Origin of the sequence: Hyphomicrobium sp., assembly GCF_036833075.1 — a bacterium.
Lineage (GTDB): Bacteria > Pseudomonadota > Alphaproteobacteria > Rhizobiales > Hyphomicrobiaceae > Hyphomicrobium_C.
Window position 1 is genome coordinate 1 of sequence record NZ_DAITQL010000002.1, and the last position, 25527, is coordinate 25527.

General features: G+C 65.9%; 28 protein-coding genes. 16 read left to right on the forward strand and 12 right to left on the reverse strand.

Annotated elements, in window-relative coordinates:
• From flgA to V7082_RS01105, 15 genes are all read left to right on the forward strand, one after another.
• Positions 1–209, forward strand: a 209-nt coding sequence (gene flgA, locus V7082_RS01035) for a flagellar basal body P-ring formation chaperone FlgA (protein WP_334145571.1), incomplete at its 5' end; no start/stop codon positions are given.
• Entirely contained in the window at positions 206–1318 is a 1113-nt protein-coding gene (flgI, locus tag V7082_RS01040) for a flagellar basal body P-ring protein FlgI (RefSeq protein WP_334145572.1), read from the forward strand. The genes flgA and flgI, both read left to right, overlap by 4 nt.
• Positions 1315–2346, forward strand: coding sequence for a MotE family protein (locus tag V7082_RS01045; protein ID WP_334145574.1), 1032 nt, complete (start codon positions 1315–1317; stop codon positions 2344–2346). The genes flgI and V7082_RS01045 overlap by 4 nt, the downstream gene beginning before the upstream one ends.
• Positions 2343–3113: a flagellar basal body L-ring protein FlgH gene (gene flgH / locus V7082_RS01050; RefSeq protein ID WP_334145576.1), complete on the forward strand. Its 771-nt coding sequence runs from the start codon at positions 2343–2345 to the stop codon at positions 3111–3113. The genes V7082_RS01045 and flgH overlap by 4 nt, the downstream gene beginning before the upstream one ends.
• An 11-nt stretch (positions 3114–3124) precedes the next feature.
• Positions 3125–3631, forward strand: a complete 507-nt coding sequence (locus tag V7082_RS01055; protein ID WP_334145577.1) for a flagellar basal body-associated FliL family protein — start codon at positions 3125–3127, stop codon at positions 3629–3631.
• Positions 3628–4368: a flagellar type III secretion system pore protein FliP gene (fliP, locus tag V7082_RS01060; protein ID WP_334145579.1), complete on the forward strand. Its 741-nt coding sequence runs from the start codon at positions 3628–3630 to the stop codon at positions 4366–4368. The genes V7082_RS01055 and fliP overlap by 4 nt, the downstream gene beginning before the upstream one ends.
• Positions 4369–4588: 220 nt before the next feature.
• Complete coding sequence (locus V7082_RS01065; protein ID WP_334145581.1) at positions 4589–5512, forward strand: flagellin N-terminal helical domain-containing protein; 924 nt, start codon at positions 4589–4591, stop codon at positions 5510–5512.
• 240 nt (positions 5513–5752) lie between these two features.
• Positions 5753–6676, forward strand: coding sequence for a flagellin N-terminal helical domain-containing protein (locus V7082_RS01070; protein WP_334145583.1), 924 nt, complete (start codon positions 5753–5755; stop codon positions 6674–6676).
• Between the two features lie 161 nt (positions 6677–6837).
• Positions 6838–7791, forward strand: a complete 954-nt coding sequence (locus V7082_RS01075) for a flagellin N-terminal helical domain-containing protein (RefSeq protein ID WP_334145585.1) — start codon at positions 6838–6840, stop codon at positions 7789–7791.
• Positions 7792–8064: 273 nt separating this feature from the next.
• Complete coding sequence (fliF, locus tag V7082_RS01080; protein WP_334145586.1) at positions 8065–9747, forward strand: flagellar basal-body MS-ring/collar protein FliF; 1683 nt, start codon at positions 8065–8067, stop codon at positions 9745–9747.
• Positions 9744–10346, forward strand: coding sequence for a hypothetical protein (locus V7082_RS01085; protein ID WP_334145588.1), 603 nt, complete (start codon positions 9744–9746; stop codon positions 10344–10346). Before fliF ends, V7082_RS01085 begins: the two co-directional genes overlap by 4 nt.
• A complete protein-coding gene (locus V7082_RS01090; RefSeq protein ID WP_334145590.1) occupies positions 10343–11512 on the forward strand; it encodes a flagellar motor protein MotB in 1170 nt (389 codons plus the stop codon). Before V7082_RS01085 ends, V7082_RS01090 begins: the two co-directional genes overlap by 4 nt.
• Entirely contained in the window at positions 11509–12789 is a 1281-nt protein-coding gene (locus V7082_RS01095) for a hypothetical protein (protein WP_334145591.1), read from the forward strand. The genes V7082_RS01090 and V7082_RS01095 overlap by 4 nt, the downstream gene beginning before the upstream one ends.
• Positions 12786–14246 carry a flagellar hook-length control protein FliK gene (locus tag V7082_RS01100; protein ID WP_334145592.1) on the forward strand — a complete coding sequence of 487 codons (1461 nt, stop codon included), beginning with the start codon at positions 12786–12788 and terminating at the stop codon, positions 14244–14246. Before V7082_RS01095 ends, V7082_RS01100 begins: the two co-directional genes overlap by 4 nt.
• An 84-nt stretch (positions 14247–14330) precedes the next feature.
• Entirely contained in the window at positions 14331–14690 is a 360-nt protein-coding gene (locus V7082_RS01105) for a hypothetical protein (RefSeq protein ID WP_334145594.1), read from the forward strand.
• Here V7082_RS01105 and V7082_RS01110 read toward each other — a convergent pair.
• A complete protein-coding gene (locus tag V7082_RS01110) occupies positions 14638–14862 on the reverse strand; it encodes a hypothetical protein (RefSeq protein ID WP_334145596.1) in 225 nt (74 codons plus the stop codon). The genes V7082_RS01105 and V7082_RS01110 overlap by 53 nt on opposite strands.
• A gap of 176 nt (positions 14863–15038) precedes the next feature.
• Entirely contained in the window at positions 15039–15332 is a 294-nt protein-coding gene (locus V7082_RS01115) for a hypothetical protein (protein WP_334145598.1), read from the reverse strand.
• A 154-nt stretch (positions 15333–15486) separates the two neighbouring features.
• On the opposite strand from V7082_RS01115, the gene V7082_RS01120 reads away from it, so the two are divergent.
• Complete coding sequence (locus V7082_RS01120; protein WP_334145599.1) at positions 15487–16263, forward strand: lysozyme; 777 nt, start codon at positions 15487–15489, stop codon at positions 16261–16263.
• A 33-nt stretch (positions 16264–16296) separates the two neighbouring features.
• Here the strand turns inward: V7082_RS01120 and V7082_RS01125 are convergent, their stop codons facing one another.
• From V7082_RS01125 to V7082_RS01170, 10 genes are all read right to left on the reverse strand, one after another.
• Positions 16297–17226, reverse strand: coding sequence for a CheR family methyltransferase (locus V7082_RS01125; protein ID WP_334145601.1), 930 nt, complete (start codon positions 17224–17226; stop codon positions 16297–16299).
• Between the two features lie 75 nt (positions 17227–17301).
• Positions 17302–17667: a response regulator gene (locus V7082_RS01130; protein ID WP_334145603.1), complete on the reverse strand. Its 366-nt coding sequence runs from the start codon at positions 17665–17667 to the stop codon at positions 17302–17304.
• Between the two features lie 71 nt (positions 17668–17738).
• Positions 17739–18209: a chemotaxis protein CheW gene (locus V7082_RS01135; RefSeq protein ID WP_334145605.1), complete on the reverse strand. Its 471-nt coding sequence runs from the start codon at positions 18207–18209 to the stop codon at positions 17739–17741.
• Positions 18206–20815 carry a chemotaxis protein CheW gene (locus V7082_RS01140; protein ID WP_334145607.1) on the reverse strand — a complete coding sequence of 870 codons (2610 nt, stop codon included), beginning with the start codon at positions 20813–20815 and terminating at the stop codon, positions 18206–18208. Before V7082_RS01140 ends, V7082_RS01135 begins: the two co-directional genes overlap by 4 nt.
• Positions 20816–20855: 40 nt before the next feature.
• Positions 20856–21392, reverse strand: coding sequence for a hypothetical protein (locus V7082_RS01145; RefSeq protein WP_334145609.1), 537 nt, complete (start codon positions 21390–21392; stop codon positions 20856–20858).
• A gap of 218 nt (positions 21393–21610) precedes the next feature.
• On the reverse strand, positions 21611–22570 hold the full coding sequence (locus V7082_RS01150) for a flagellar motor switch protein FliM (protein ID WP_334145611.1): 960 nt from the start codon (positions 22568–22570) through the stop codon (positions 21611–21613).
• A complete protein-coding gene (locus V7082_RS01155) occupies positions 22567–23607 on the reverse strand; it encodes a flagellar motor switch protein FliG (protein WP_334145613.1) in 1041 nt (346 codons plus the stop codon). Before V7082_RS01155 ends, V7082_RS01150 begins: the two co-directional genes overlap by 4 nt.
• 322 nt (positions 23608–23929) lie before the next feature.
• A complete protein-coding gene (locus tag V7082_RS01160) occupies positions 23930–24526 on the reverse strand; it encodes a L,D-transpeptidase (RefSeq protein ID WP_334145615.1) in 597 nt (198 codons plus the stop codon).
• A gap of 173 nt (positions 24527–24699) precedes the next feature.
• Complete coding sequence (locus tag V7082_RS01165; protein WP_334145616.1) at positions 24700–25086, reverse strand: DUF4186 domain-containing protein; 387 nt, start codon at positions 25084–25086, stop codon at positions 24700–24702.
• 94 nt (positions 25087–25180) lie between these two features.
• Entirely contained in the window at positions 25181–25390 is a 210-nt protein-coding gene (locus tag V7082_RS01170) for a hypothetical protein (RefSeq protein ID WP_334145617.1), read from the reverse strand.
• Positions 25391–25527: the final 137 nt, after the last annotated feature.

Consider the following 25527-nt stretch of genomic DNA (forward strand, 5'->3'; position numbering starts at 1 on the left):
TCGGCGGTGTCCGCGAGCCCTATGCGGTTCAACAGGGCCAGCCGGCCGTCATCTTCTTCAAGTCGGGGGGGCTCGTCATCTCCGCGACGGCGACCTCCCTCCAATCGGGGGCGCCCGGGGATATCATCAGTCTGCGCAACACCGATAGCGGAACGACCATCCGCGGTCGGGTGCAGGCCGATGGCACCGTGCTCGTAGGGATACCATGAGGCGCACGCTCGCAGCTCTCGGATTTCTGCTGCTGACATGCCTGCCCGCGCTCGCGGGCAGCAGCGCGAGCGTGCGGATCAAGGACATCACCGCCGTGCAGGGCGTGCGTCAGAACCAGCTCATCGGCTATGGCCTCGTGGTCGGCCTCAACGGCACCGGCGACAGCCTGCGCAACGCGCCCTTCACCGAGCAGTCGCTGCAATCCATGCTCGACCAGATGGGCGTCAATATCCGCAGCACGAACGCGCGCACGCGCAATATCGCGGCCGTGCTCGTTACGGCCGACCTGCCGCCGTTCGCGGGCAACGGCTCGCGGATCGACGTGACGGTGTCCTCGCTTGGCGATGCCACCTCGCTCTCCGGCGGATCGCTGGTGATGACGCCGCTCTCGGGCGCCGATACCCTGGTCTATGCCGTCGCACAGGGGCCGGTTCAGGTCAGCGGCTTCAGTGTGACGGGACGGGCGGAATCGGTCAGCCAGAACGTTCCCACGACGGGGCGGATCCCCAACGGCGCGCTCGTCGAGCGCGAGGTCGCGGGCATGCTCGACGACGAGCAGATGCTCGTGCTCGAGCTGCGCAACCCTGATTTCACTACGGCCGTGCGCATCGCCGACACGATCAATGCCTTCGCGACGGAGAGATACGGCCGGCAGGTGGCGCGCGAGCAGGATCTGCGCACCGTGGTGCTGCAGCGGCCGCGCAACGTGGGGGCGGCCCGGTTTCTCGCCGAGGTCGGCGAGCTCTATACGGAGGCCGATGGGCCGGCGCGGGTGGTGATCGACGAGCGGACCGGGACGGTGGTCATCGGCCGCGACGTGCAGATCCACACGGTCGCGGTCTCGCACGGCAGCCTCACGGTCCGGATCACGGAAGGCGCCAATGTCTCGCAGCCGGAACCCTTCTCGGATGGGCGGACGGTGGTCGTCCCGGACACGCTCGTCTCCGTCAACCAGGAGGGCGCGAACCTCGCGATCATGGGTGGCACCAACCTCGAGACGCTGGTGCGGGGGCTCAACATGATGGGCCTCAAGCCGACGGGGATCATCGCGATCCTGCAAGCGATCAAGACGTCGGGGGCGCTTCAGGCAGAGCTGGTGGTGCAATGATGGCGCTCCGTCAGGCTAAGAGCAGGGTCCGGGGTCTGGTCGCGGCGGGCGTGGCGGGGCTTCTGCTCGCCGTGTCGGGTGCCGCAGGCTGCCTCGTGCCGCCTGCTGCGGCCCAGGGCTGGACGCCGACGGTGGCGACGGCGCCGGGCGGGACGCTCACCGTGCCGATGCCGCAGGGCTCCATGAACCGCGTGCCGGCCTATGTCGATCCCCGCTACTTTCCTTCGCCGCACTCCACCGCTCTGTCGTCTCGTCCTGCTGCGCCACAAGGCGCGTGGTCGCCGATCGTGACCGGGGCATTGCCCCAATCGGGGGCGCAGGCGCCGGCGACGATCCAGGGGGTGCCTCCGGCGGCTCAGGGGGCGGCTCCGCGCGGCGTGCCCGAGATCGGCCGCGACAGCCTTTCGCCCGTGCGGCCCCTCGCTCCCCAGGCGGTGGCTGCGGCGGGTGGGACGAGCGCCGTCGAGACGGGCGCCTCCTCGCTCCCGGGCGACGGTGCAGAGGGGCTTTTTCAGAAGCCCGGGCCGCTCGATGCGCTGCCCTCCAATGCCAGCACCGCCCAGCAATACTGCTTCAATACCGCCGACAGCGCGGCCGACGCGCGCTTTGCGTGGCAGGCGAAAAAGATCGCCGACATGGAGGCCGAGCTCGACAAGAAGGCCCGGCAACTCGAGATCAGGACCGAGGAGTACAAGCGCTGGCTCGAGAGGCGTGACGACTTCTCACGCAAGGCTCACGAAAAGCTCGTGGGGCTTTATACGCGCATGCGGGCCGATGCGGCGGCGGTGCAGCTGGCGACGCTCGACGAGGAAATGGCTGCGGCCGTGGTGATGAAGCTGGAGACGAAGGTGGCAAGCCAGATCATGAGCGAGATGGATTCGGAGCGCGCCGCCAAGATCGCTTCCATCATTTCGGGCGCGGGGCGGGTTTCGTCCGGCAGGCAGAGCGCGGTGCGGCAGGCCTCGCCGGGCTCGCCTCCGGAGGGTGGACCGCAGGATGCGGGCGGTCCCGCGGAGGTGCCGAGATGACGCAGCAGGCCAAACCTCGATCTTCACCGAAGCCGGCGCGCCCAAGCGTGCCGGCCTTGGCCGTTTGTGCGGTGCTGGCGCTCGCGGCCGGCGGCTGCGCCACCGAGATCTCAGACATCAATCGTCAACCGGCGCTGAGCGCCGTCGGCTCGGGGCTGCTTGCGGACCGCGTGCCGCTGCCCGCTGAGCCCATGCCCCAGCCGGCTTACCGCCCCGGAAACTCCATCTGGCAGGATGCCAGCGCCGATCTTTTCCGCGATCCGAGGGCGCGCAAGATCGGCGACGTCGTCACGGTCAAGATCTCGATCAAGGACAAGGCGACGCTCGACAACAATTCGAAGCGCTCGCGGGATGCGAAGAGCAGCCTCAAGCCGAGGGTCGGGTATGACTTCCAGACCTCGGGCGGGCTCAATCATCAAGGCGATCTCTCCGTCGAAGTCGAGGCGGCAGGCGAAACCTCGACCGACAGCAAGGGCGGCATCACGCGCTCGGAGAAGATCGAGCTCCTGATCGCAGCGGTGGTGACCGGCGTGCTGCCGAACGGCAACCTCATCATCAGCGGCAGCCAGGAAGTACGCGTCAATTACGAGGTCCGCGAGCTCAGCGTGGCCGGCATTGTGCGGCCGCGCGACATCTCGACCGACAACTCGGTCGAATACGACAAGGTTGCCGAAGCGCGCATCTCCTACGGAGGACGCGGCCGCATCACGGAGGTGCAGCAGCCGGCCGTCGGCCAGCAGCTCTTCGATCTCCTCACTCCGTTCTGAGGGGCGAGCTGATGGCCAGCGCGGAGGCGACGGGGGATGGCAAGGACGGCGGCGGACTGATAGGGTTCGTCATCGTCACCGTCCTTGCGCTGGGCCTCGGGGCAGGCTTCGGGTTTTTTCTCGCCGATCTGTCGGCGCCACAGGTCGAGACGGTGGACGTTGCAAGCGCGAAGAGCGAGCCAACGGACCGGGATGCGGCGAAATCGGTGGTCCAGGGCGTGGACGGCACCGCAAAGCTCGTCGCCATGACGCCGATCGTCGTCAATCTCGCGCAGCCGCAGGATGCTTGGATCCGCATCGAAGCCTCGCTCCTGGTGCAGGGAATGGACTTCGGCGCCGATATCCTGGCGGGCCAGGTGGCCGAGGATTTCGTCGCTTACCTCAGAACGGCCACGCTGTCGCAATTCGAGGGGCCGAGCGGGTTCCAGAACCTGCGCGAGGATTTCATCGACAGAGCCACGATCCGCGACCGGGAGCATATCAAGGACGTCATCGTTCATGGTGTGGTGATCGAATGAAGCGGCTCGCCGTCTTCTCGCTCATGATGCTGATCCTGCTCCCCGGCGCGGCGCTCGCGCAGGGTCTCAGTCTGGAGGGTCTCATTCCCTCCGGCGAGCAGACCGTCACCGGGCGCATGGTGCAGCTCATCGTGCTGATCACGATGCTGTCGGTGGCGCCGGGACTCTTGATGATGGTGACGTGCTTCACCCGGTTCGTCATCGTCCTGTCCCTGCTCAGGTCGGGGCTCGGCCTGCAGACGACGCCCGCCAACATGATCCTGGTCAGCTTGGCGCTGTTCATGACCTTCTATGTGATGGCGCCGACCTTCGACCGGATCTGGCAGAACGGCCTCAAGCCGTTCGCCGAGAACAAGATCAGCGAGGAGGAAGCCTATCAGCAGATCACGCAGCCGCTGCGCGAGTTCATGCAGGCTAACGTCAGGCCGAAGGACCTCGAGCTGTTCGAGGATCTCGCGCAGGAGCGTTTCGGCCCGCGCACGGCGGATGCGCCGGTCGAGCTCAGGGTGCTGATCCCGGCGTTCATGATCTCGGAGCTTCGCCGCGGCTTCGAGATGGGTTTCCTGGTCGTCCTGCCGTTCCTGGTCATCGACCTCATCGTGGCGACGCTCACGATGTCGATGGGCATGATGATGCTGCCGCCCACCGTGATGAGCTTGCCGTTCAAGGTGCTGTTCTTCGTGCTGATCGACGGCTGGAATCTGCTGATCGGGGGCCTCGTCAGATCTTTCCCGTGATCCGTCGGATCCGGGACGTCGAGACCTCCCGACGCCCCCGGCCATGACCGGGACGATTTTATGGGGGGCGGCAAGCCCTGTTTAACTCGGGATCAATATATCGGGCTTATGGTGCATGTCAGTGGCAGATTGGGTGTCGGGGGGAATAAGCCCGAGCGCGCTGCCGCGGTGTAGCGTGGCCGATTGATCGGCCGTTATCGCGTAGCGTAAGGGTAAAGATATGAGTAGCCTTAATACGAACATCGCGGCCATGACCGCGTTGCAGTCTCTTCGTTCGACCAACTCCGAAATGCTTCAGACGCAGAACCGCATCTCGACCGGTCTGCGCGTCGCCAGCGCCTCCGACAACGCCGCCTACTGGTCCATCGCGACGACGATGCGCGGTGACAAGAGCTCGATCTCGGCTGTTTCGGATGCCCTCGGCCTCGGCTCGGCCACGGCTGAGATCGCCTCCAAGGGCATCGAGAGCGCCCTCGATATCGCCGGCAAGATCAAGGACAAGCTGCTTGCAGCCCGTACGCCCGGCGTCGACCGCTCGAAGATCCAGAGCGAAATCACGGAGCTCCAGGAGTCGCTCAAGGCCGTCGTCGACGGCGCAAGCTTCAACGGCCAGAACTGGCTGACGGGCGACAGCACGGCCACGACGACGTCGCGTTCGATCGTCTCGTCGTTCACGCGCGGCTCGGATGGCTCGATCTCGATCGGCACCATCACCGTCGATCTCGACAAGACCCGTCTCGTCGATACCGCTTCTTCGGGCTCGGCTACGGGCTTCCTCAATGCGGAGAGCACCAGCGGCTCGACGACGTACACCGTTCTCAACCTCGACATCAGCTCGCTCACCGACGACACCGACGATCTCTCCGTCATCACGGACATGATGAGCTCCGTCGATGAAGCGATCGGCTCGATGACCGACGCGGCAACCAGCCTCGGCGCCATCAAGACGCGTATCGACATCCAGAAGGATTTCGCGGACGCCATGAAGACGGCGATCGACAAGGGTGTCGGCCAGCTCGTCGATGCGGACATGAACGAGGAATCGACCCGTCTGCAGGCCCTGCAGGTTCGCCAGCAGCTCGGCATCCAGGCGCTCAGCATCGCCAACCAGCAGGCACAGTCGATTCTGTCGCTCTTCAGATAGTCTTTTTCTTCTCTCTCACGATCGAAGGCCGCGCCCCCCGGGCGCGGCCTTTTCTGCGTTCTGCCGCCGAAACTTACGCCGGCCTTGAGCGAGGCTTGCAGGACGCCGGATCGGAGGCTTGGAGAACCGCATTTGGTGATTTTGGAACACACTTTAACCGTTCGGTAAGCAACACATCCTACGTTTGACCATCGAAACCCGACTTGGAGCGGGTCAGACGAGTCGGAAGGGGATTCCACGATGGGCAGCAGTATCAATACCAATATTGCAGCGATGACGGCGCTGCAGGCTCTCAACCAGACCAACAAAGAGACGCTGATCACGCAGAACCGCGTTTCGACCGGTTACCGGGTCAACAATGCCTCCGATAACGCGGCGTATTGGTCGATCGCGACGACGATGCGGGCGGACAAGAGCTCGATCTCGACGGTCGCCGACGCCCTCGGCCTCGGCTCGGCCACGGCCGAAATCGCTTCCAAGGGCATCGAGAGCGCCATCGAGGTCGCCGGCAAGATCAAGGACAAGCTGTTCGCAGCCCGCACGCCCGGCGTCGATCGCTCGAAGATCCAAAGCGAAATCAAGGAACTTCAGGAATCGCTCAAGGCCATCATTGAGGGTGCAACCTTCAACGGCCAGAACTGGCTGACGGGCGATAGCACGGATGCCACGACAACCCGCACGTTGGTGTCCTCGTTCGCGCGCGCAAGCGATGGCTCGATCTCGATCGGCACCATCACCGTCGATCTCGACACGACCCGCCTTATCGACACCGCCTCGGGTTCCGCCAGCGGCATTCTCAACACCGAGCAGACGGTGGGTTCGACAACCTTTACCGTGCTCAATCTCGATATCAAGGCGCTCACTGACGACACCGCCGATCTCGACCTCATCAAGGATATGTGGGAAACGGTCGATACGGCCGTCAGGGACATGACCGACGCGGCGACGGCGCTCGGCGCCATCAAGACACGCATCGATATCCAGAAAGACTTTGCCCAGAGCCTGATGGATGCCATCGATACCGGCGTCGGCCAGCTCGTCGATGCAGACATGAACGAGGAATCGACCCGGCTGCAGGCTCTGCAGGTTCGCTCTCAGCTCGGCGTGCAGGCGCTCAGCATGGCCAACCAGTCGGCGCAGCAGATTCTCAGACTGTTCCAGTAATCGCCGAGAGGCGTCTCCGCTTCAGCGAAGGCCGCGACCCGCCCAGGGTCGCGGCTTTTTTTTGATTCGCTGGGCAGGCGTCCTCGGGGGAGGCCCGTCCGCAATCCCCGCACAAGGTTCGAACGAAACAATGTCGTACGAATCGGTGAAGGGGCACTGGAATGAGCAGTATCAACACCAACGTCGCGGCCATGACCGCGCTGCAAACCCTGTCCCAGACCAACAAGGAGCTGCTGGTCTCGCAGAACCGCGTCTCGACAGGCCTCAAGGTCAAGGATGCGTCCGACAACGCCGCCTACTGGTCGATCGCCACGACGATGCGCAGCGATCGCGCCGCCGTCTCGACCGTCGAGGACGCGCTCGGTCTCGGGGCTGCAACCATCGAGGTCGCCGTCACGGCGCTGAACAGCGCCATCGAGACCATCACCAAGATCCAGGCCAAGCTGGTCGCCGCCTACACGCCCGGGCTGGACCGCGGCAAGATCCAGAAAGAAATCTCGGAGCTGCAGGCGGAGCTCAGGAACACCGCAAGCTCGGCGGTGTTTTCGGGCGAGAACTGGCTGCAAGGTGATTCGGTGGCTGGTCCGAGCACGAAGACGATCGTCGCCTCGTTCTCCCGCGATAGCACCGGGTCCATCGTGATCGGAACGATCGAGCTCAACGTCGGGCCAACGGGCACGATGCTGTTCGACACCGGCACCGGGGCGGCGGCTGGCATCCTCGATTCGGTTGCCTCATATACGCTCGCCGGCACAACGGCGAGCTTTTCCATCGCGGGAGCCGGCAACGGCATCGACATCAGCGGCATAACGGACGATCCCGTGGACCTCGCCGGTCTTGTTGCGATGGCGGAAGGGGTGGATGCCGCCCTCAAGACCATGACGGATGCGGCGACGCTGCTCGGTGCCGCCAAGTCGCGCACCAGCCAGCAGAAGGATTTCGTCAACAAGCTGATGGATTCAATCGATACTGGCATCGGCCAGCTCGTCGATGCGGACATGAACGAGGAATCGACACGGCTGCAGGCCTTGCAGGTGCGCCAGCAACTCGGTGTGCAGGCGCTCGGCATCGCCAACCAGTCGGCGCAGATGATTCTGCGGTTGTTCCAGAGCTAGAGCGTTGGGTTTGATCCCGACGGAGCCATACGCCAGATTTTGATGGAACCGATATCTCACGCTTCGGACCCGTAGGTTCGGAGCGATCGGGGTCCATCCTTTCCCGCCTCAACGGCGTCAGGCTTGCGCAAAGGCCACGTCATAAGACGTGGCCTTCGGCTTTTGGGCCCACGGGCGCGCCGCGCGCGGCCATGGCAATTCCCGCGCAAGCTTGATTTCTCAAAATATCGTTCGGCATCAATCCGTAAATGCGCGCAGGCAACTGGGTCGGCAATGCTCGGACTCGAACAACTCGAAAAGCTTTGGGGAAACCTGCTTGCGCTCGGAATGAAGCGTCTGGCGGCGCTCGGCATCGTGGGGCTCGCCGTGTTCGCTTCCGTCGCGTTCGGCAGCTACTACCTCAGCCGGTCCGACTACGACACGCTCTATGCCGGGCTCAACGCGCAGGACGTCAGCCGGATCGGCGCCGTGCTCAAGGAGGCGGGGATCGACTTCGACGTCAACGCGGAGGGGACCAAGGTCATGGTTCGCCGCGAGGAGACGGCGCAGGCCCGCATGCTGCTCGCCGAAAAGGGGCTGCCGTCCAGTTCCAACGCCGGCTACGAGCTGTTCGACAAGCTCGGCCCCATCGGCCTCACCTCCTTCATGCAGGAGGTCACGCGCGTGCGCGCCATCGAAGGCGAGCTGGCCCGCACGATCCAGGCCATGAAGGGGATCAAGGCCGCCCGCGTCCATATCGTGCTTCCGGAGACGGGCTCCTTCCGCCGCGGACGTCAGCCGGCGTCGGCGTCCGTCGTGATCCGCACGGAAATGGCGGCGGATGCTTCGACTGCGCAAGCCATTCGTCATCTCGTGTCGGCGGCCGTGCCGGGTCTCGGGGTCGACGACATCAGCGTGCTCAACACCGACGGCACGGTGCTCGCCTCGGCCGGCGATGCCAGCTCCTCGACGTCGAGCCGTAAGATCGAGCTCGAGAAGACCGTCAGCAAGGATTTGAGCGATAACGTCCGCAAGACGCTGACGCCGTACCTCGGGCTCGACAACTTCGAGGTCAGCGTCGCGGCCAACCTCAATCTCGACAGGCGGCAGACCAACGAGACAACTTTCGATCCCGATTCCAAGGTCGAGCGCTCGCTGCGCGTGGTCAAGGAGACCGGCAAGCAGGAGAATACCGCCAGCCGCTCGCCGGTGGGCGTCGAGCAGAATGTTCCGGACCAGGCCGCGGACGGCGCCGGGGGTGATCAGTCGAAGCGCACGAACGAGAAGCGCGAGGATCTCTCGAACTACGAGCTCAACACCAAGACAGTGCAGACGACGAGCGAGGGCTACCGCATCGAAGCCCTGACGATCGCCGTCGTGCTGAACCGCAAGCGACTGCTCGAGACGCTCGGCGAGTCGGCCACGCCCGAGGCCGTCCAGGCCCAGGTGAAAGAGGTGGAGCGGCTCGTCGGGACGGCGGCCGGCGTCGACCTCAAGCGCGGCGACCAGATCAGCGTGGTTGCGGTCGAGTTCGCGGAGACCGCGCATGCGGACGCGAGCTTCAATTCCGCAAACCTCGTGGGGCCGCTGATCGATCTCGCAACCGGGCTGATCAAGGCTCTGACGGTGCTGGGGCTGGTCTTCATCGTCGTGACGTTCGGACTGAGGCCGGTGATACGCTTGCTGCTCGAGCAACGCGAGGGGCAGGTCGCGGGCGGCGCGCTTGCAACCTCCGTGGCGGAGGATGCGGACGACGGATCGCTGCTGACGGCGACCGATGAGCCCGAGGTGCCGGCTCTCGATTCGACGGTCGCGACGGCCGAGTTGCTCGGCATCAAGCGCGATCCCAACCTGATCGCGGACATCACCAACGACGTCATGCGGCTCTCGCAGCGGCGGCTCGAGCAGATGGTTGCCCTCGACGAAGAGCAGGCCGCCAACATCCTCAAGGCGTGGATGCGTGAGGGCATCGCATGACGGCCCTTCCGGTTGCCTTCTATCTCAGGGACCTCTCTGCAGATGCATCCCGCCGGCGCGGCCTTGGCGCGATCGATACGGAGGATGCCTCCGATCTTGATTTCCGCATCAAGGAAGCGCATGCGCGCGGTGTTCTCGAGGGGCGCGCCGCGCTACAGGCGGAGCAGGAGGCGGGGGCTGCCGCTGAGGCTCAGGCGTTCGCGCAGAAGCTCGCGGCAGAGCGGCAGGCGTGGGCTGCCGGAGAGGGCGAGCGTCTCGGCGGGTTGCTTGCCGGGGCGATCGCGGATTTCGAAAGGCGCATCTCGGATCTCGTGAGCGACGCGCTGAAGCCGGTGCTCCACGCCGAGGTGCGGGCGCGCGCGGTCGAGGCGCTGTCTCGTGTGCTGAACGACATGCTTTCGAAGGGCACGTACGCCCGGATCGCGATCACCGGCCCGGCCGATCTTCTGGAGCGCATCGAGGCGCGCCTTGCCGCTGGCCATGCCGGCGTGTCCTTCGTGGCTGGGGCGGGGGTCGATGTCACCGTCAACGCTGACGAGACGGTCCTCGCGACCGAGATCGGGGCGTGGGCGGACGCCATTTCGGGGAGCGAACGATGAGTGCCGACGGCGATGCGACGGCTGCGCACGAGGTCGTCATCGTCCGCCGGCGCGGCGGCGAGGGCGACGACGGGCACCATGGGGGCGCCTGGAAGATCGCGTTCGCCGATTTGATGACGGCGATGATGGCGTTCTTCCTCGTCATGTGGCTGCTCAACGTCTCGGACAAGGAAAAAATCCAGCAGATCGCAACCTATTTCAACCCGCTGAAGCTCAATTCGAAGCGGCCGACGGTCAAGGGTATCCAGGAGTCGCAGGAAACCCCGAAAGCCGCGCCTTCCGAGAACGCCGCCGACGACGACGCCAAGCTCAGCGCTGTCGACGGCACGCACAAGAAGAAGGGCGGGGCGGCGTCGGGCGGAGACGGCGTGCGTCCCGAGGGGTCCGCGCAACAGGCCGAGGAGGAGCTGTTCAACGATCCCTACGGGGTCCTGGCGCGTCTTGCCGCGACGGCCGCAGGCCAGTCCAGCCAGACGAACGTGTCGAAAGACGACACGACGCTCAGCAGCGGCGACAGCTATAGCAACCCGTTCGACCCGTTCGCCGGCCAGGCGAGAGCGCCGCCGAAATCGGTGCAGAGCGAGCACGAGCAGCTGACGCTCGCAGAGCCCGGACGGCATCCGTCGCCGCCGGGCCTCGAGCCGTCGCTCGAGGTGAGCCCGGAGGCGGCCAAGGACGCGGCGTCCGCGGCTGCGGCGGCCATCGACAAGACCGTAGAGGCGCTTTCGGATGCGCTCACCGACGCGCTCAAGGGGCTCGCTTCGGACAAAAAACCCGAGATCGAGGTCAAGCGGGTGGACGAGGGGGTGCTGATCAGTCTGACGGACGACTTCCGTTTCGGCATGTTCGACAGCGCGTCCGCACAGCCGCGGCCGGAGCTGGTCGTCGTCATGGAAAAAGTGGCCAAGGTGCTGGCGTCCTACGACGGCGGCATCATCTTGCGCGGCCATACGGATGCCCGGCCGTTCAGGACGGAGCGAAATAACAACTGGCGCCTGTCGATGGAGCGCGCGCAGATGGCCTATTACATGCTCGTGCGCGGCGGCGTGAGCGAGGTGCGCTTCGAAAGTATCGAGGGGCACGCGGACCGCGCGCTCAAGATCGCGTCAGATCCGGCCGCGGCCCAGAACCGGCGGATCGAGATCCTGGTGAGGCCCAAGCCGTGATCGACCCTTGTCTGCGGCGGATGCTCCCGTTTCTCGCCGGCTTCCTCGTCGGTGCGGCTTGCGCGGCCCAGCCGCTCGTGACGGCGGCCGCGGCCGCGGCGAATCATGAGGCCCCGCACGCGGCGGCGGGCGATGACACGGCCGCGAGCGAGGGCGGAGAGACGCCCGCGCTGCCGCCGCTTTGGCCTGAAGCCGCGCCCGTCGAGACCGCGCAGCAACCTTACATGCTGATCCGCTCGTTGCGCTCGGTGCAGGATGCCGTCGCATCCGGCAGCCTCTCGGCGCATGAGCAGCAGCGCCAGATGATGCGCGACATCGGCGCGCAGATGAGCGGGCTTCCCGTTGCGGTCTGGGACGACGTGCGCAACGTGCGCGCGGTGATCTTCTTCGTTCTCTCGGGCGGCAATCCCGTCGTCCTGAAGCCCATTCTGGATCGCCCCAAGACGGCGCATACGGAGCGGCGCGCGCTGCGCGGTGCGCTAGCCTATGGAGAGGGCCGCGTCGTCGATGCGATGGGTCTCCTCGGCAAGCTCGAGGCGCGCACGCTCGATCCCCTCCTGGGCGGGATCGTCGCCCTCATTCAAGGAACGCTGGCCAGCAGGAAGGATGCCGCCAAGGCGATCGCGTTCTTCGACGAGGCGCGTCTCCTCTCGCCCGGAACGCTGATCGAGGAGGCCGCGCTACGCCAGCAGATCCTGCTGCTGGCACGGGAAGGCGATCTCGAGCGCTTCGACCTTCTCACCGCGCAATACTCCCGGCGGTTCCCGAATTCGCTCTTCGCGCATAGCTTCCGCCGCCAGTTCTTCGCCGGCGTCGCCAAGCAGAACTTCAAGCGCGCCTCCGACTGGATCTCGCGCGCCGAGACCGAGCTCATGAAGGTCCCCGCGGCGGAGCGTGTCGGGCTCTATCTCGCGATCGCGGAGGAGGCGACGAAAGGCGGCAACATCGACATCGCACGCTTTGCGGCCGGAAAGGCGCGGGAGCTTTCGCAGGCCGGCAGCCGGTCGTATCAGCGCGCGAAGCTGTTCGAAGGCGCAGCCCTTGCGGCGACGCCGGATTTCGGACAGGGACTCGAGATCCTGAATGCAGTGGACGCGACGCAACTGGCGATCCCCGACCGTGAGGTGCGCGATTCGGCGATCGCGGTCGCGGGGGCGGTGGGACGGTGGCCGTCGCCGCCGCCGGCCGCGCTCGACGAGCCGGCGCCTGAGTCGGTCGCCAGGGCCGAGGTGCTGCTCGGCAAGGTCAACTCACTTCTGGAAGAGGCGTCGCCATGAGTGCTGCACAGGCCCTGAGCTCAGGCCCCATCGCCCCGGCGTCGGGTGCGCGGCCGTCGTCATCGGGCGGCTCTGCGGGAGAGAGCGGCGCGCCCTCGTTTCGCGATGCGCTCGAGACGGCCTCACGTTCGGGCGAACCGGCCCAGGAGAGCCGCGTCGCGTCGGATCGCACGCGCGAGAACGGCCGGAGACGCAACGATGCGGGCCAGGATCGCGGGGGCGACCGGCCGGGCGGTGAAACGGAGGTGCCGCGGGCGGAGCCGGCCACGGCGGCCGAGCTTTCGGCGATGCTGGTCGCGCTCGGTGCCGGGCCGGGCTCGCACGGCGATGCGGCGGATTTCCCCGGTGCCGGAGGATCTCCGGGCGCTTCCTCCGGAACGGGGGATAAAGGCAGCGAACACGCCGGGCTCTCCGCAGACGGCGGCGAGACGCTCGATGCGGCGCAGTTGCTGGCTCTCCTGAGATCCGGCAAGGCCGTGTCCCGCGACCTTCCGGCGGACGCCATGACCCTCAAGGTCACGGTCACTGGCCAGGAGACGCACCTTGCGCTCGATCGGTCATCTGCGGAGGCTTTCGCGGCACTGTCGGGCGCTGAGGGGACGGCAGACGCGATCACGCAGGCCGCAGGTCTCTCGCAATCGGCGGACGAGGCGGCGAGGCTCGTGCGGCTGCGCGATGGGGTGGGAGCGGTGGTGGAGGCGAAGCCCGAGGGCGGTCTTGCACCGCGCGTGGCAGCGACGGCAGAGGCCTCGGATCAGGGCGGCTCCACGGCGTTCGCGGATCAAGGCATCGCCGGGCATGACGGCCGGCCGGCGGATGGGCGCGGGGCGTCCGGTGGCGGCGCGCAGCAACAGGGTTCGGCGGTGTTCATGGCGCTCGCCGGCGCCACGCCGCAACCGGCCGGCGCGGTGGGCGGATCAGACGGCGCCGACGTCGCTCCGGAGCCCATCAGCGAGCAGATCGCCCGGCATGTGCGCGCCGAGGTCAAGACGGCCGGACTGGGCGAGGCGTCGGACGGCGTGGTGAAGGTGCTCAATCTCGAGCTCAAGCCCGCCAATATGGGTGCCGTCACGATACGCATCGCGCTCAAGGACAATGCGATCGTCGTCCATCTCGAAGCGCAGCGGAGCGAGACGCTTCAGGTCATCGAGCGCGAGCGGCAGGCGCTCACCAACGCCCTCTCCGCAGCGGGCTATTCCGTCGACGGCATCACGGCCGCGCCGCAGAGCGAAGCGGGCCGCTCCCTCGGCGGGGCTTTCGCCGGGCTCGGCAATCCGGGCTCGGCTGCGCCGCAGGGGCAGTCGTCCGGTCCGGGGCAGGGACTTGCGGGCTCATCGGGCGGTCAGGGCGGCTCGGCAGAGACCGGGGGTGGTCATCCCTCGTATCGTCCCCCACCTGATGATAAGGATACCGGTGGCGGAGGTCTTCGCAGGGGTGGCGACGGCCTCTATGTTTAGCGTCGCCTGAAGAGTGTCAGTGTCGTGCGTGAGAGTCCGAAAATGAACGTGATCTACCTATCGGATGTCAGACGGGCGAGAACTATGACAAGCACTGGACTTCTTGGGCCCTTCCGGCTCGCGTACGATGAGATCACCAACGCCATCCCGCGCGTTGCGCCCGGCGCCTTCGTGCTCGGCCACAAGGGGCCCGACGGCCGATTCTACGTCCACTATGTCGGCCGCGCCGATGGGGACATCCGCGACAAGCTTCTGCAACTCATCGGCTCGGGCAACCTGTTCAAGTACCGGTGCGTGACGACGGGCGAGGCGGCCTTCCACGCGGAGTGCGAGCTCTTCCACGAGTTCCAGCCGCCCGGTAACCGCATGCATCCCGACCGTCCGGCCGGCACTAATTGGGAATGCCCGAGGTGTCGGTTTTTTCGCCTTCAAGGGCGAGCATAGCCATGATGTCCGTCAGAGCGGCCTGATAGCCGTGGTGCCAGTAGGCGCGCTCGGGCGTATGGGCGTCGAGGTGACGCTGATCGACCTCGGTGTAAGGCGCTTCCTCGTCGAGCCACTCGCGGATGTTGTCGCGACGCTGACGCAGTACGGTGGCTTGAGACTTGTCCTGCATGATTGAACGACCCTGATCCCTGCTTTTGCTTGCCTCTTCTCGGCGGGCAGCTTCATTCTTTTACCCCAGGGCCTGTTGAGGTCGGCTTAGACGCCGGCGCAAAAATTGGCTCAAATTTTATGGGTTTTTGGGGCTCGGGGCGCGGGTCTGCCGAGACCCGGCGCGGGCGGCCTCAATCATGCTTTGCCATGGATTTCCGGCAGCACGTCGCCGATGCGGCGTATGCCCGATCGTCGTGCGCCTGCGTCCGGTGCCGGGGCCTTCTCGGCGATCTCCGCGGCCAGCCGGCGGATCCAGGCATCGATGGTGGGATCGGGGTTGCGTCCCTGGCTCACGTCGGCGGCAACCGCGGCGGCGAGGGCACGGGCCAGGGTCGCGGCCCGCGTCTCCCCCAATGGGCGGGAGAGCTCGCCGAGCGCCGAGATTCGTGCGCGGAGGCTTACCGAAAGCTGCATGTTCGTACCAAACAAGGACACATTGATCCCTACGCAATTGCCGTGCCAGAACAGCGCTCCCCCGCTCGGGGGCGCCTCTCGTTGCGCGGGGACGATCGTGCGAGGTCCCGTCAGCCTTGCGCAAGGGCGCCGGGTTAACAAGGCAGGCCGGAGGAGAGCGATCCCTGCCATGCACAGCTTTTATCTGGATGCGATCCGTACCTTCGAGGGCTACACGCCCCAGGCGTCCTGGGACTACGCGCAGTTCTCGAACGGGTACGGCACGCGGGCGAAGTTCGCAGGCGAGGTCATCGACCGCGCCGAGGCCGAGCGACGCTTTCAGAACGAGATTTCCGCGGCGCGTTCGATCGTCGAGAAGGCGGCGCCTCATCTCGACGAGGGCACCAAGGCCGCGCTCACGTCCCTGACCTACAACGCCGGCACGGCCTGGATCGGGAGCGGGCTCGGAGATGCGGCGCGGCGCGGCGACCTCGATGCCGTGCGCGATATCTTCCAGCAGTACAACAAGGCCGGTGGAGAAGTGTTGCCCGGGCTCGTCAGCCGGCGTGCGCGGGAGGCGCTCTGGATCGGCAACGCGGGTGCGGCCGGGGCTAACGGGGATCTCGCGCAGGCCGCTCAAACCCTCGCGGGCGACGGCCGGGTAGCGGGAATCGGCACTGCCCATCGGAGCATCTCCGCACTCCAGCAGATGATCGCCGCACGGCCGGCCGCTTCGACAGGCGTCGAGCCCGCACGCGGCGAGGCGACGAGCTTCGGCCGTCTCCAGCCGACGGGGCGGAGCGGACACCGGGAGGCGCTGGCGAGCACCGCGCTTGCCGCGCTCGTCGATGTCGACCTCAAGGGCGCGGAAGCGGCCGACCTCGCCCGGGTGGCTCAGCTCAAAAGAGGCAGCGAGCTCGCTAGGTCCGACAAGGAACGGCAAAACGGCGAAACGCGGCGGGTGTGAGCCGCCGCGCTGCATCCAGGATCGCGATCTCGATCAGCCGGCGGTGCGGAAGCGGGCGGATGACGCCATGGCGGTCGCCGCGAAGCCAGCGGGCAATGTCGGGGCCGGTTGCGCAAGGCGCTGGGGGAGCGGGGCGGGGTCGGCCGCCGGAGCCGTCCCCGTGCGCAGGAAGATGCCGCGGTGCTCGGGGTGCGAGATGAGATCGGTCTTGAGGCCGATCAGGCTCTCGGAGGCGCCGAGGAGCATATAGCCGTCGGACGCCAGGCTCCGGGTCATGCGCCCCAGGATGTCCGCTTTGCGGGCGGCGTCGAAATAGATCAGCACGTTGCGGCAGAAGATGATGTCGAAACGGCCGAGCGTTCTGAAATCCGACAGCAGGTTGAGCGGGCGGAACGTCACCTTGGAGCGGATGTGGTCGGAGAGCTGCCAGCTTTCACCGATCTGGTTGAAGTGCCGCAACAGCATCGGAGTGGGCAGGCCACGCTGAACCTCGAACTGCGAATAGACGCCCTTGCGCGCCTTCTCCAGCACCTGCTCCGAGAGGTCGGTGGCGATGATCTCGATCTTCCAGCCTGGCGTGCGGAAGGCAAACTCGTCGAGGATCATGGCTAGCGAGTAGGCTTCCTGGCCGGTCGATGCGGCCGCCGACCAGATGCGTAGCCGCTTGTCGTTCTGGCGCGCGGCCAGGAGGGCCGGGAGCATAAAGGAGCGGAACTGGTCGAAGGGAGACTTGTCGCGGAAAAAGTAGGTCTCGTTGATCGTCATCGCCTCGATGACGTCCTTTGCGAGCTTCGGGGACTGGCCCTTCATCAGCAAGGCCACGAGCTCGTCGAGGCTTGAGAGCTTCTCGCGCCGAACGATCGGCATGACGCGGCTGTCAACGAGGTATTTCTTGCTTTGCTCCATCACGAGGCCGGAGTTGCGCCGCAGATACTCGCAAAGGGCGTCGAACGCTTGGGACATGATACCTTGCAACTTCTTGATGGGGAGCCGATTGCGGAGCGAGGGCAGCGGCGAGCGCCGCAGGTCGCCGCGATCTCAGACCATTCCGATCTGCTCGAGCTTCGTGCGGATGATCTCCTGATCAAACGGCTTCATGATGTATTCGGTGGCGCCGGCCTCGAGCGCGGTCAGGATCTTGTCGCGCGTGTTCTCCGTCGTGCAGAAGACGACCTGCGGGCCATCGCCGCCCGGCATCTTGCGGAGCTTGGTCAGGAACTCGAGCCCGCTCATGACGGGCATGTTCCAGTCCAGAAGAACGAGGTCCGGCAGCGAGGTCTCGCACTGCTCGAGCGCGTGGGCGCCGTCTTTGCCTTCCGCAACCTCGAAACCCATGTTCTCGAGGATCTGTCTCGCAATCTTCCGGATGAAGCCGGAATCGTCCACCACGAGCGCTTTCTTCATGTCACTCACCTATACGCGTCACATCATATCCCGACGCCCGTCGCTTCAAGGAAGTCGCGAGCGGCGGTCGCCTAAGCCGTAAAATCGAAGAGCGTCCCGATATTGAGGGCCGGGACGAGAAGATTTCCCACTTTGTAGAGCCCCGACATGAAGCGGGACCGCGCGGGGTCGAAGTGCGCGGGGATCTGCACCCTCATGGAGCCGTCGAGCGTCATGACGTCACCGACCTCGTCGACGATGAGCGCGAAGTTCTCGCCCTTGTGCTCGATGCCGATCGCAAGCGAGTTCTGGACGTCATCCTGGGGAATGCGCAGACGGCGGCGCAGGCTGACGGCGGTCACGATCTTGCCGCGCAGGTTGACCAGCCCCACGATGTCGGCCGGGCCGAGCGGGATCGGCGTCACGTTGGTGATGCGGAAGATCGTTTGCGTGTGCAGGACGGAGAGGCCGAACGCCTCGCCTCCGGCGAACACCGTGAAATAGCTTTCCTCTCCGGCGGTCGGGACGTCCGAGGTCGAGGGAAGGGCGGCGGCGGCGCTCATGCTGCGAGCTCCATGCTTGCGGCCTTGGCGTCTGCCGCGGCGTCGAGGGCGTAGGCCAGGGTCTCGATCAGCGTGTCGCGATCGTGCTTGCTGAGGAGGGCGACCATGCCGTTGTCGGTTGCAATGCGCGTGGCGCGCGGCGTGGGGTTCCGGCTGATGCCGATGGCCGGCGTGCGGGCGGCATCCTTCCTGTCCTTCAAGGCGCGGAGCATGGCGGGCGATGCGAGGCTCGATGCGTCCGCGTCGAGGATGACCGCATCGTACGATGCCATCTGGGCGAGGAACTCGCCCGTGTCGGACGGGATGGCGGTGGCGACCAGGCTGAAGCCGGCGGCGGAGAGCGCGGGGCAGAGCATGTCGCGCACCAGTTGATCGTCGGCCGCGAAGAGGACGCGCTGGGGCGTCATGATCCTCTTTTCGGCCTCGGCCAGGCGGATGAAGTGCGAAACGTCGATCAGCTCGACGGCCTCGCCGCGAATCTCGGCCGACCCCACGAGCGCGGAGTTGGAGCTCGCGAGCTGGATCTCGAGCTTCTCCTCGATGATGTCGACGATCTCGTCGGCCACGAGACCGATGGCGCGGCCGTCGGCGGCGACCACCAGCACGGGATAGGCCGGCTGCGACATATCCATCTCGGAGGAGATCGGCACGATCGGCATCAGACGATCCTGGAGTAGCACCATCAGGCGGCCGTCCGAGCTTTCGATGCGGCTGGTCTCGACCATCTCGATGCGGGAGACGAGGGAGAGCGGCAGAACCTTCGCCGCGCCTGAGCCCGCCTTGAACATGACGAGGCGGCGGCGCTCGAGGGCGTTCTGGTCGCGGGCCGTCTCGCGCTTCTTCTCGGTCGACTTCTCGATGCCGAGGTTCGAGGCGAGGCCCGAAGGATCCAGAATGAGGACGACCGAGCCGTCGCCGAGGATGGTGTGGCCGCTGAAGACCTTGAGGTGCGCCAGGGAAGCCGAAAGCGGCTTGACGACGATCTCCTGAATATCGGCTACGCCGTCGACGATGATGCAGAACGAATCCGTGCCCACCCGCATGACGACGGCGAGCTTCTCGCTCGGCTCGCCGGCCTCGGCGCCGAGACCGACCACGTTGCGCAGCTCGACCGCGGGAATGACCTCCTCGCGCAGCTTGAGAACGAGCGCGTTCTGGACGTTCTGTATGAGCTCCTTGTAGTTGGCCCCGAGGCTCACGGCCTCGACGACCGAGGTCTGCGGCAGGGCGAAGCGCTGGCCGGCCACCTCGATGATCAGGGCCGGCGCGATGGCGAGCGTCAGCGGAATGCGGAGCGAGAAGCGGCTGCCTTTGCCCTCCACGGAGGACAGGGAGACGGAGCCGCCGATGGCCTCGATGTTCGAGCGCACGACATCCATGCCGACGCCGCGGCCCGAGACGTTGGAGACGACCTGGGCGGTCGAGAAGCCGGGCTCGAAGATGTAGCGGTAGATCTCCTCGTTGCTCATCGCGCGGAGCTCCTGCTCCGTGGCGAGGCCCTGCGAGACGATCTTCTTCTTGATGCGCTCGGTGTCGAGACCCTTGCCGTCGTCGGCGATGTCGATGGTGATCTGGCCGGCCTCGTGGGCGGCGGAGACGCGGATCTCGCCGCGCTCGGGCTTGCCGGCTGCCAGTCGCTCCTCAGGGCGCTCGATGCCGTGGTCGGCGCAGTTGCGGATCAAGTGAGTCAGCGGATCGCGGATGACCTCGATCAGCTGGCGGTCGAGCTCGGTATCGGCGCCCTCGGTGACGAGGTCGATGCTCTTGCCGAGGCTGGTCGACAGCTCGCGGACGAGACGGGGAAGGTTCGCGTAGAGACGGCCCACGGGCTGCATGCGGGCGCGCATGACGGCGTCCTGCAGGTCGCTGGTGAGCGTCGAAAGATGCTGAAGCGGCGTCTTGATCGCATCGTCCTCGCGGTGGCGCGCCAGCTCGAGAAGCTGATTGCGCGAGAGGACGAGCTCGGAGACGAGCTGCATCATGCGCTCGATGGTATCGACCGAGACGCGGATGGATTCCTGGTTGGCCGTGGAGCCGCCCTTGGCCTTCTCCTGCGACTGGGCACCGGGATCGGCCGCCCTGGCGGCGTCCTTGACGGGGGCAGGCTCGGGCTCGGGGGATGCGGCTGCGATGGGAGCGGACGGCTCGGGCGCCGGCGCAGGCGTGCTCTCGCTCTCAGCGGCGGGTGCGGGCGGCTCAGCATCTGCGGCCGGTGCGGAGGCTGTAGCGGTGCCGGCGGCGTAATAGGCTTCGAGTGAGTCGATGATCGCGCTGTCGTCGCCAGGAGGCTCGGCGCCGTGAATGCCGATCTCCTCGATGATCGTCTTGATGCGATCGATGGCAGCGAGAATGAGGGTGACGGAATGCTGCGTCGGGGGAACGCCGTCGCGCAGCATGCCCATGACGGACTCGGCAGCATGGCCGACACGCTCCAGGCGCTCGAGGCCGAGGAAGCTCGACGTGCCCTTGATCGTGTGGACGAGGCGGAAAATGCTGGTGATCAGCGACGCGTCGGAGGGGTTGCGCTCGAAATGGACGAGCTGGGTCTCCGCGCCTTCGATATGCTCCGTCGTTTCGGTCAGAAAGTCTTTCAGCAGCTCATCCATTGGAAGTGCCCCTTGGCGTCCAGCGATATCTTGTTGGTTTTTACGCGACGCATGGAATCAGTCGATCCGCCATGCCTTGAGGCGTTTCGACGGGCTTGTCTCTTCCGTTGTTGACGAGATCGGAGGCGCGGTTGAGGGCGCTGCGGATGGCGCACGAGGCGTTCTCGCAGAAGTCGGACACGCGCGCGGGGTCGACCTCGCCGTCGGGCCCGCGATGGGCGCGGATGACGTCGATCGACGCCGTGGCCATCGCGTTGACGCCGTCGATGATGCACTCGAAGTCGCGGCGGAAGCCTTCGTCGAGCCCTTCGTAGATCTCGAGGGCGTCCGAGCTGCCCGGGAGCTGCGATTTGGCGAAATATTCCCGGTAGGTCACGGGCCTCCACTCAAGCAGCTCGTCGAGCATCTCCGGAAGCAGGGTCGGCAGGTTCTCGATCAGGAGGAGAACCTCGTTGAAATGATTGAGGTAGTCGTTCGCAATTCCAGATGCGGGATTGACGAGGCTCGCCGCGCGCCGTTCCAGCGTCTCGCCAGCACCGGCCTCGTGAGGCCCAGTCCCCGTATCAGCAATGTCCATCTCTTCGCCGCCCGCGCTGGAGTTTTGATCCGCTTATTCGACGATACTCCACGGTGATACCTAAAAATCTGTTACGAGCAGAAGGATAGGTCCGGGGGGCGGGGGCATCGCAGGCACCGCTGCTCCGTCAGGCCCGTCGCCGGGTCGACGCAGCGCGTGTCCCGGGGAAGACGCGGGCGTGCGATGCAGAGGCAAGTCGTTCGAAGAGGTCTTGCGGCTCAGCGGGCCTGGGAGCCCGAGATCAGATCGGCGACGAGCTCTTTCTCGCGATCGACCGGATTTTCGATGACGAGGGCGAACTGGCTCTTCGACTGTGCCAAGCGGCACATGAAGATGCGCTCGTTCTGGCATTCGAGCGGGATCAGGCTCTTGGTATCGACGTTGAGGCGGAGGATCTGCCCCGGCTCGAGCGCGGCGATCTGGTCCAACGTCATCTCGGGGCCTTCGAGGACGCCCTTGAGCAGCATGTCCGAGGAGGCCAGGCCGTCCTGCATCTTCTTCTGCCACTCGGGATCAACGGTCGTTCCGTCGAGGGCGCGCGTCCGCTCGAGGAGCTTGCGGATGGGGTGCAGCGCGGCCTGCGGGATGATCATGAACATGCGCCCGCCGTTGTCGAGGATCTGAAACAGAACCTGCACGGCGATGACGGGAATGTCGGTCTGGCCGAGAATCTGGAAGTCGAGTTTCGTTTCCAGCTTCTCGAGCTCGAAGGTCACCGGCGTGATCGGGGTGAGGAGGTCCTCCAGCTCCGGAATGATGATGCCGAAGACGCTGCGCGCGAGACGCGCCTCGAGCGAGGTGAACGGGCGGTCGGACTCGAAGGGCGGCATGCTGCCGTCACCGCCGAACGCGGCGTCGATCAGCGAGAAGATGAAGCGGCGGTCGAGGCCGATCACGATCTTGGAGTCCCACTGACGGGAATAGTAGATGCCGGCGATGCTGTCCTCGTAGGATTCGAGGACGTCCCATGCGTTGCCGCTTTCCATCTGGTTGACGAAAAACGACGACGGGACGTTGCAATAGTCGCGGAAACGCTCGGCCAGCGTGGTCACCAGGCGCTCGAGCACGCCCTTGAGTACGTGCAGGCGCTCGACCTCGAGCTTCGGCGGCTCGAGAAGCTTTTCGGTCGCGGGCTGGCCGCCGGATTCGCGGATTTCGACATGCTCTTCCCGCATCATTCCTCGTCCTCGTCCGGATTGCCGATCTCAATGATGCCCTTCTCGATCATTTCCATCGCCGCGTCGGCGATGGCGCGGCGCGCCTTCTGGACCTCGCGCGCGGTGGCCCTCTTGCCGGTGGTGAGCTCCTGCTCGATCATGCGCCGGGCTCTCGTGGGCGTCGCCTCGAGGATCATGTCGATCATCCGCGGCTCGGCGCCGAACAGCGCCGTGATCGTGCGGTCGGCGGGGATGCCGTCGAACAGCGTGACGAGGGCCGGCTGCGACAGCTTGGAGAGGTCGTCGAAGGTGAACAGCAGGCTGCGGACGAGCTCCGCTTCCTTGGGGCGATGCTGCTCGAGGTCGGTCAGGATCTCGTCCATCTGCTTGCGCTCCATCTTGTTGATGATGTCGGCAAGCCGGGCGTGAATGGTGGGGCCGGCGTTCTTGGCGCTCTTGTAGAGCAGCTCCTCCTTTACGGCGCCTTCCAGGATCTGAATCGGCTTCTCGAGCACGATCTTGAGCGCGAGCATGCGGCGCATGATCTCGTTGCGGAGGGGAGCGGGCAGCATCTTGAGGGCGGCGGCCGTGTAGACAGGTGGCGTGCGCGACAGGACGAGCGCGGAGACCTGCGGATGCTCCTTCGCGAGGTATTGCGCCGTGCTCAGCTCCGGAACCTCGCCGAGCTTGATCCAGATCGACTGCAGCGACTTCGAGCGCACCTGAGTCATGATCTCGGCGATCTGCTCGGGCGGGACGACGCCGGAGAGAAGCGCCTCGACCTCATGGGCGGTGGCGATCAGATCGCCGCCGCTGCGCAGATGCTGGGCGAACTCCTCGACGAGCGCATCGAGCGTCTCCTTGGTCACCGCGCCAAGGTCGGTCGCCGTCTGCGCGATGAGCTTGATGTCGTCTTCGTCGAAGTGCTTCAGGATGCGGGCGGCAACCCTCTTGTCCATCGAAAGCAGCAGTGCCGCCACTTTCTTGGGGCCCGTCAGCTCGGCCTGCTCGGCGTCGTCGCCCCGGCTCGATCGTCTCTCGGCGTACGCCTGGGTCATCGGTCGTTCAAGATGCCATCGTTGGAGACGTGTCTGCCAAAGCCCGCGCGGGGCCGCTCGAAATCGCAACTTCCGGAAGTGCGCAATGCAACTCGAACGCTTTGCCTCACGCAGGAAGCCGGACAACCAAGCTTCCACGATTTGCCTTGAGCGAGGCTTGAGGTTTGTGGCGACCTACAACTCGGTACGGGCCAAACGTCTCGTTTTTCCGGCGTCTCCAACCGGGTTTGGGGCACGTTTGCTTTCAGCCGAACGGCACCCGCTCCACGCTTTTGACGAGATCGCGATGCTTCGGACGGACAGGGTCCGAAACGATCAGGACCTAGCTGAAGCGCTGCCAGGTCACCGTCACTTTCGTGCCGAGCGGAACGCGCGGATAGAGATCCAGGACGTCCTCGTTGTACATGCGGATACAGCCCTTGGAGGCGGCGGTGCCGATGGTCCAGGGCGCGTCCGTTCCATGGATGCGGTAGGTCGAGGAGCCGAGGTAGAGCGCGCGCACGCCAAGCGGGTTCATGGGATGGCCGCCCGGGACCCAGCTTGGGAGGCGCGGGTTCTCGCGCAGCATGGTGGGGGTCGGCGTCCAGGCCGGGTTGACGCGCTTGTCGGAGACGTTGGTGACGCCCGACCAGCGGCTTTGCTCCCTCGGCACCGCGATCGGATAGCTGATCGCCTGGCCCTTCTTGTGGATCCAGTAGAGCTTGCGGTCGCCGAACGAGACGATGATCTGGCGCGGGGCGTACTGCGGGCTGAAGGGGATCACCGAACGCGATCCGCCGTCCCAGAAAAACGAGAACATATCCTGCGCCCACGCCCGCGACGGGGCGAGAGCGGCAACGCTCATCGCCACTGCGGACAGAACCGCCAAGCGCCATGTGTCCTTGCGCAGGCTCCGGCTCGTGGAACGCTCGGTCGTCATGCGGGAAGGCCCCCCTTCTGGTTCAGGCTGCTGCGACGCGCAACGCGGATGTGCGACAAGGTGCTATCGGCGGTTGTCGCATGCAAGCACGGGCTTATCCGTAAGGGGGATCTGCCCGCCTGCAGTGTTGCTTTTCTGCACTTATTGTCGGCAATTCCGGCAGAAAATCGGCATCAGATGAGGAGCGGCTCGTCGGGTGGAGGCATTTCGCCCGCTGCACTTTGGAGCCAGCGCTCGAGGACGGCGAGAATGTAGTCCTGCTCCGACGCCTGCAGCGGGCGGCCGCGCGGGATCGCGTGCCATTTCTCGAGGCATCCGCGGCAGCAGGTGGCCGTCGCGTGCTGGGCGACGAAAACGGGGTGGCCGCGGAACGGCGTCTGTCGGCCGTCGTTCACCGGGTTTGCCGCGGCAAGGCGCGTGCCGATGAAGCCCCGTGCATGGGCGAGCACGGCCGGCAAACCCTTACGTACAAGGTAGGCCCGGTCCGATTTCCGCAACTCGAACCGGCGGCGGAAGGCGGATTTCGAAAGTCGTGCCAACACCTCGTCGATGTCTTTCATGCGCGTCGCGTCATCGGGGCGGGCGACCGGCCTTGCGCGACCCTGCCACGCGGCGGCCGGCAGGGGCGGGTCTACGCCCGCCCCTGCCGCTGGATTATTGCTCGGCGGGAGCCTCTTCGCCAGCCGGTGCCGCATCCGCGGGCGCCGCGTCGCTCGACGCTTCGCTCGCCGGATCGGCCGGTGCGTCGGCCGCCGGTGCCTCGGTGGTGGCGGCCGGCTCGTCCTGGGCGAACGCGGGGGCGCCCCCAAGGCCGAAAGCCAGCAGAGTCGCCAGTGTGGTCGACAGGAGCTTCACTTTTGTCATCTGCGTCTCCGTCCTCTCATGTGCATGGATTGCGCAAGCCTGGGCGTCCGATGCGCCCATTCGGGACCTCTCGGGACCCTGCGCGACTATGTCGGGGCGGCATTACGCTGGCCTGGAGGTGGCGTTACAAATCCCGT

Excerpts from the sequence above, each read along its gene's own strand:
- flgI (WP_334145572.1), top strand. The coding sequence starts at position 206 with ATGAGGCGCACGCTCGCAGCTCTCGGATTTCTGCTGCTGACATGCCTG.
- V7082_RS01045 (WP_334145574.1), top strand. The coding sequence starts at position 1,315 with ATGATGGCGCTCCGTCAGGCTAAGAGCAGGGTCCGGGGTCTGGTCGCG.
- flgH (WP_334145576.1), top strand. The coding sequence starts at position 2,343 with ATGACGCAGCAGGCCAAACCTCGATCTTCACCGAAGCCGGCGCGCCCA.
- V7082_RS01055 (WP_334145577.1), top strand. The coding sequence starts at position 3,125 with ATGGCCAGCGCGGAGGCGACGGGGGATGGCAAGGACGGCGGCGGACTG.
- fliP (WP_334145579.1), top strand. The coding sequence starts at position 3,628 with ATGAAGCGGCTCGCCGTCTTCTCGCTCATGATGCTGATCCTGCTCCCC.
- V7082_RS01065 (WP_334145581.1), top strand. The coding sequence starts at position 4,589 with ATGAGTAGCCTTAATACGAACATCGCGGCCATGACCGCGTTGCAGTCT.
- V7082_RS01070 (WP_334145583.1), top strand. The coding sequence starts at position 5,753 with ATGGGCAGCAGTATCAATACCAATATTGCAGCGATGACGGCGCTGCAG.
- V7082_RS01075 (WP_334145585.1), top strand. The coding sequence starts at position 6,838 with ATGAGCAGTATCAACACCAACGTCGCGGCCATGACCGCGCTGCAAACC.
- fliF (WP_334145586.1), top strand. The coding sequence starts at position 8,065 with ATGCTCGGACTCGAACAACTCGAAAAGCTTTGGGGAAACCTGCTTGCG.
- V7082_RS01085 (WP_334145588.1), top strand. The coding sequence starts at position 9,744 with ATGACGGCCCTTCCGGTTGCCTTCTATCTCAGGGACCTCTCTGCAGAT.
- V7082_RS01090 (WP_334145590.1), top strand. The coding sequence starts at position 10,343 with ATGAGTGCCGACGGCGATGCGACGGCTGCGCACGAGGTCGTCATCGTC.
- V7082_RS01100 (WP_334145592.1), top strand. The coding sequence starts at position 12,786 with ATGAGTGCTGCACAGGCCCTGAGCTCAGGCCCCATCGCCCCGGCGTCG.
- V7082_RS01105 (WP_334145594.1), top strand. The coding sequence starts at position 14,331 with ATGACAAGCACTGGACTTCTTGGGCCCTTCCGGCTCGCGTACGATGAG.
- V7082_RS01110 (WP_334145596.1), bottom strand. The coding sequence starts at position 14,862 with ATGCAGGACAAGTCTCAAGCCACCGTACTGCGTCAGCGTCGCGACAAC.
- V7082_RS01120 (WP_334145599.1), top strand. The coding sequence starts at position 15,487 with ATGCACAGCTTTTATCTGGATGCGATCCGTACCTTCGAGGGCTACACG.
- V7082_RS01125 (WP_334145601.1), bottom strand. The coding sequence starts at position 17,226 with ATGTCCCAAGCGTTCGACGCCCTTTGCGAGTATCTGCGGCGCAACTCC.
- V7082_RS01130 (WP_334145603.1), bottom strand. The coding sequence starts at position 17,667 with ATGAAGAAAGCGCTCGTGGTGGACGATTCCGGCTTCATCCGGAAGATT.
- V7082_RS01135 (WP_334145605.1), bottom strand. The coding sequence starts at position 18,209 with ATGAGCGCCGCCGCCGCCCTTCCCTCGACCTCGGACGTCCCGACCGCC.
- V7082_RS01140 (WP_334145607.1), bottom strand. The coding sequence starts at position 20,815 with ATGGATGAGCTGCTGAAAGACTTTCTGACCGAAACGACGGAGCATATC.
- V7082_RS01145 (WP_334145609.1), bottom strand. The coding sequence starts at position 21,392 with ATGGACATTGCTGATACGGGGACTGGGCCTCACGAGGCCGGTGCTGGC.
- V7082_RS01150 (WP_334145611.1), bottom strand. The coding sequence starts at position 22,570 with ATGATGCGGGAAGAGCATGTCGAAATCCGCGAATCCGGCGGCCAGCCC.
- V7082_RS01155 (WP_334145613.1), bottom strand. The coding sequence starts at position 23,607 with ATGACCCAGGCGTACGCCGAGAGACGATCGAGCCGGGGCGACGACGCC.
- V7082_RS01160 (WP_334145615.1), bottom strand. The coding sequence starts at position 24,526 with ATGACGACCGAGCGTTCCACGAGCCGGAGCCTGCGCAAGGACACATGG.
- V7082_RS01165 (WP_334145616.1), bottom strand. The coding sequence starts at position 25,086 with ATGAAAGACATCGACGAGGTGTTGGCACGACTTTCGAAATCCGCCTTC.
- V7082_RS01170 (WP_334145617.1), bottom strand. The coding sequence starts at position 25,390 with ATGACAAAAGTGAAGCTCCTGTCGACCACACTGGCGACTCTGCTGGCT.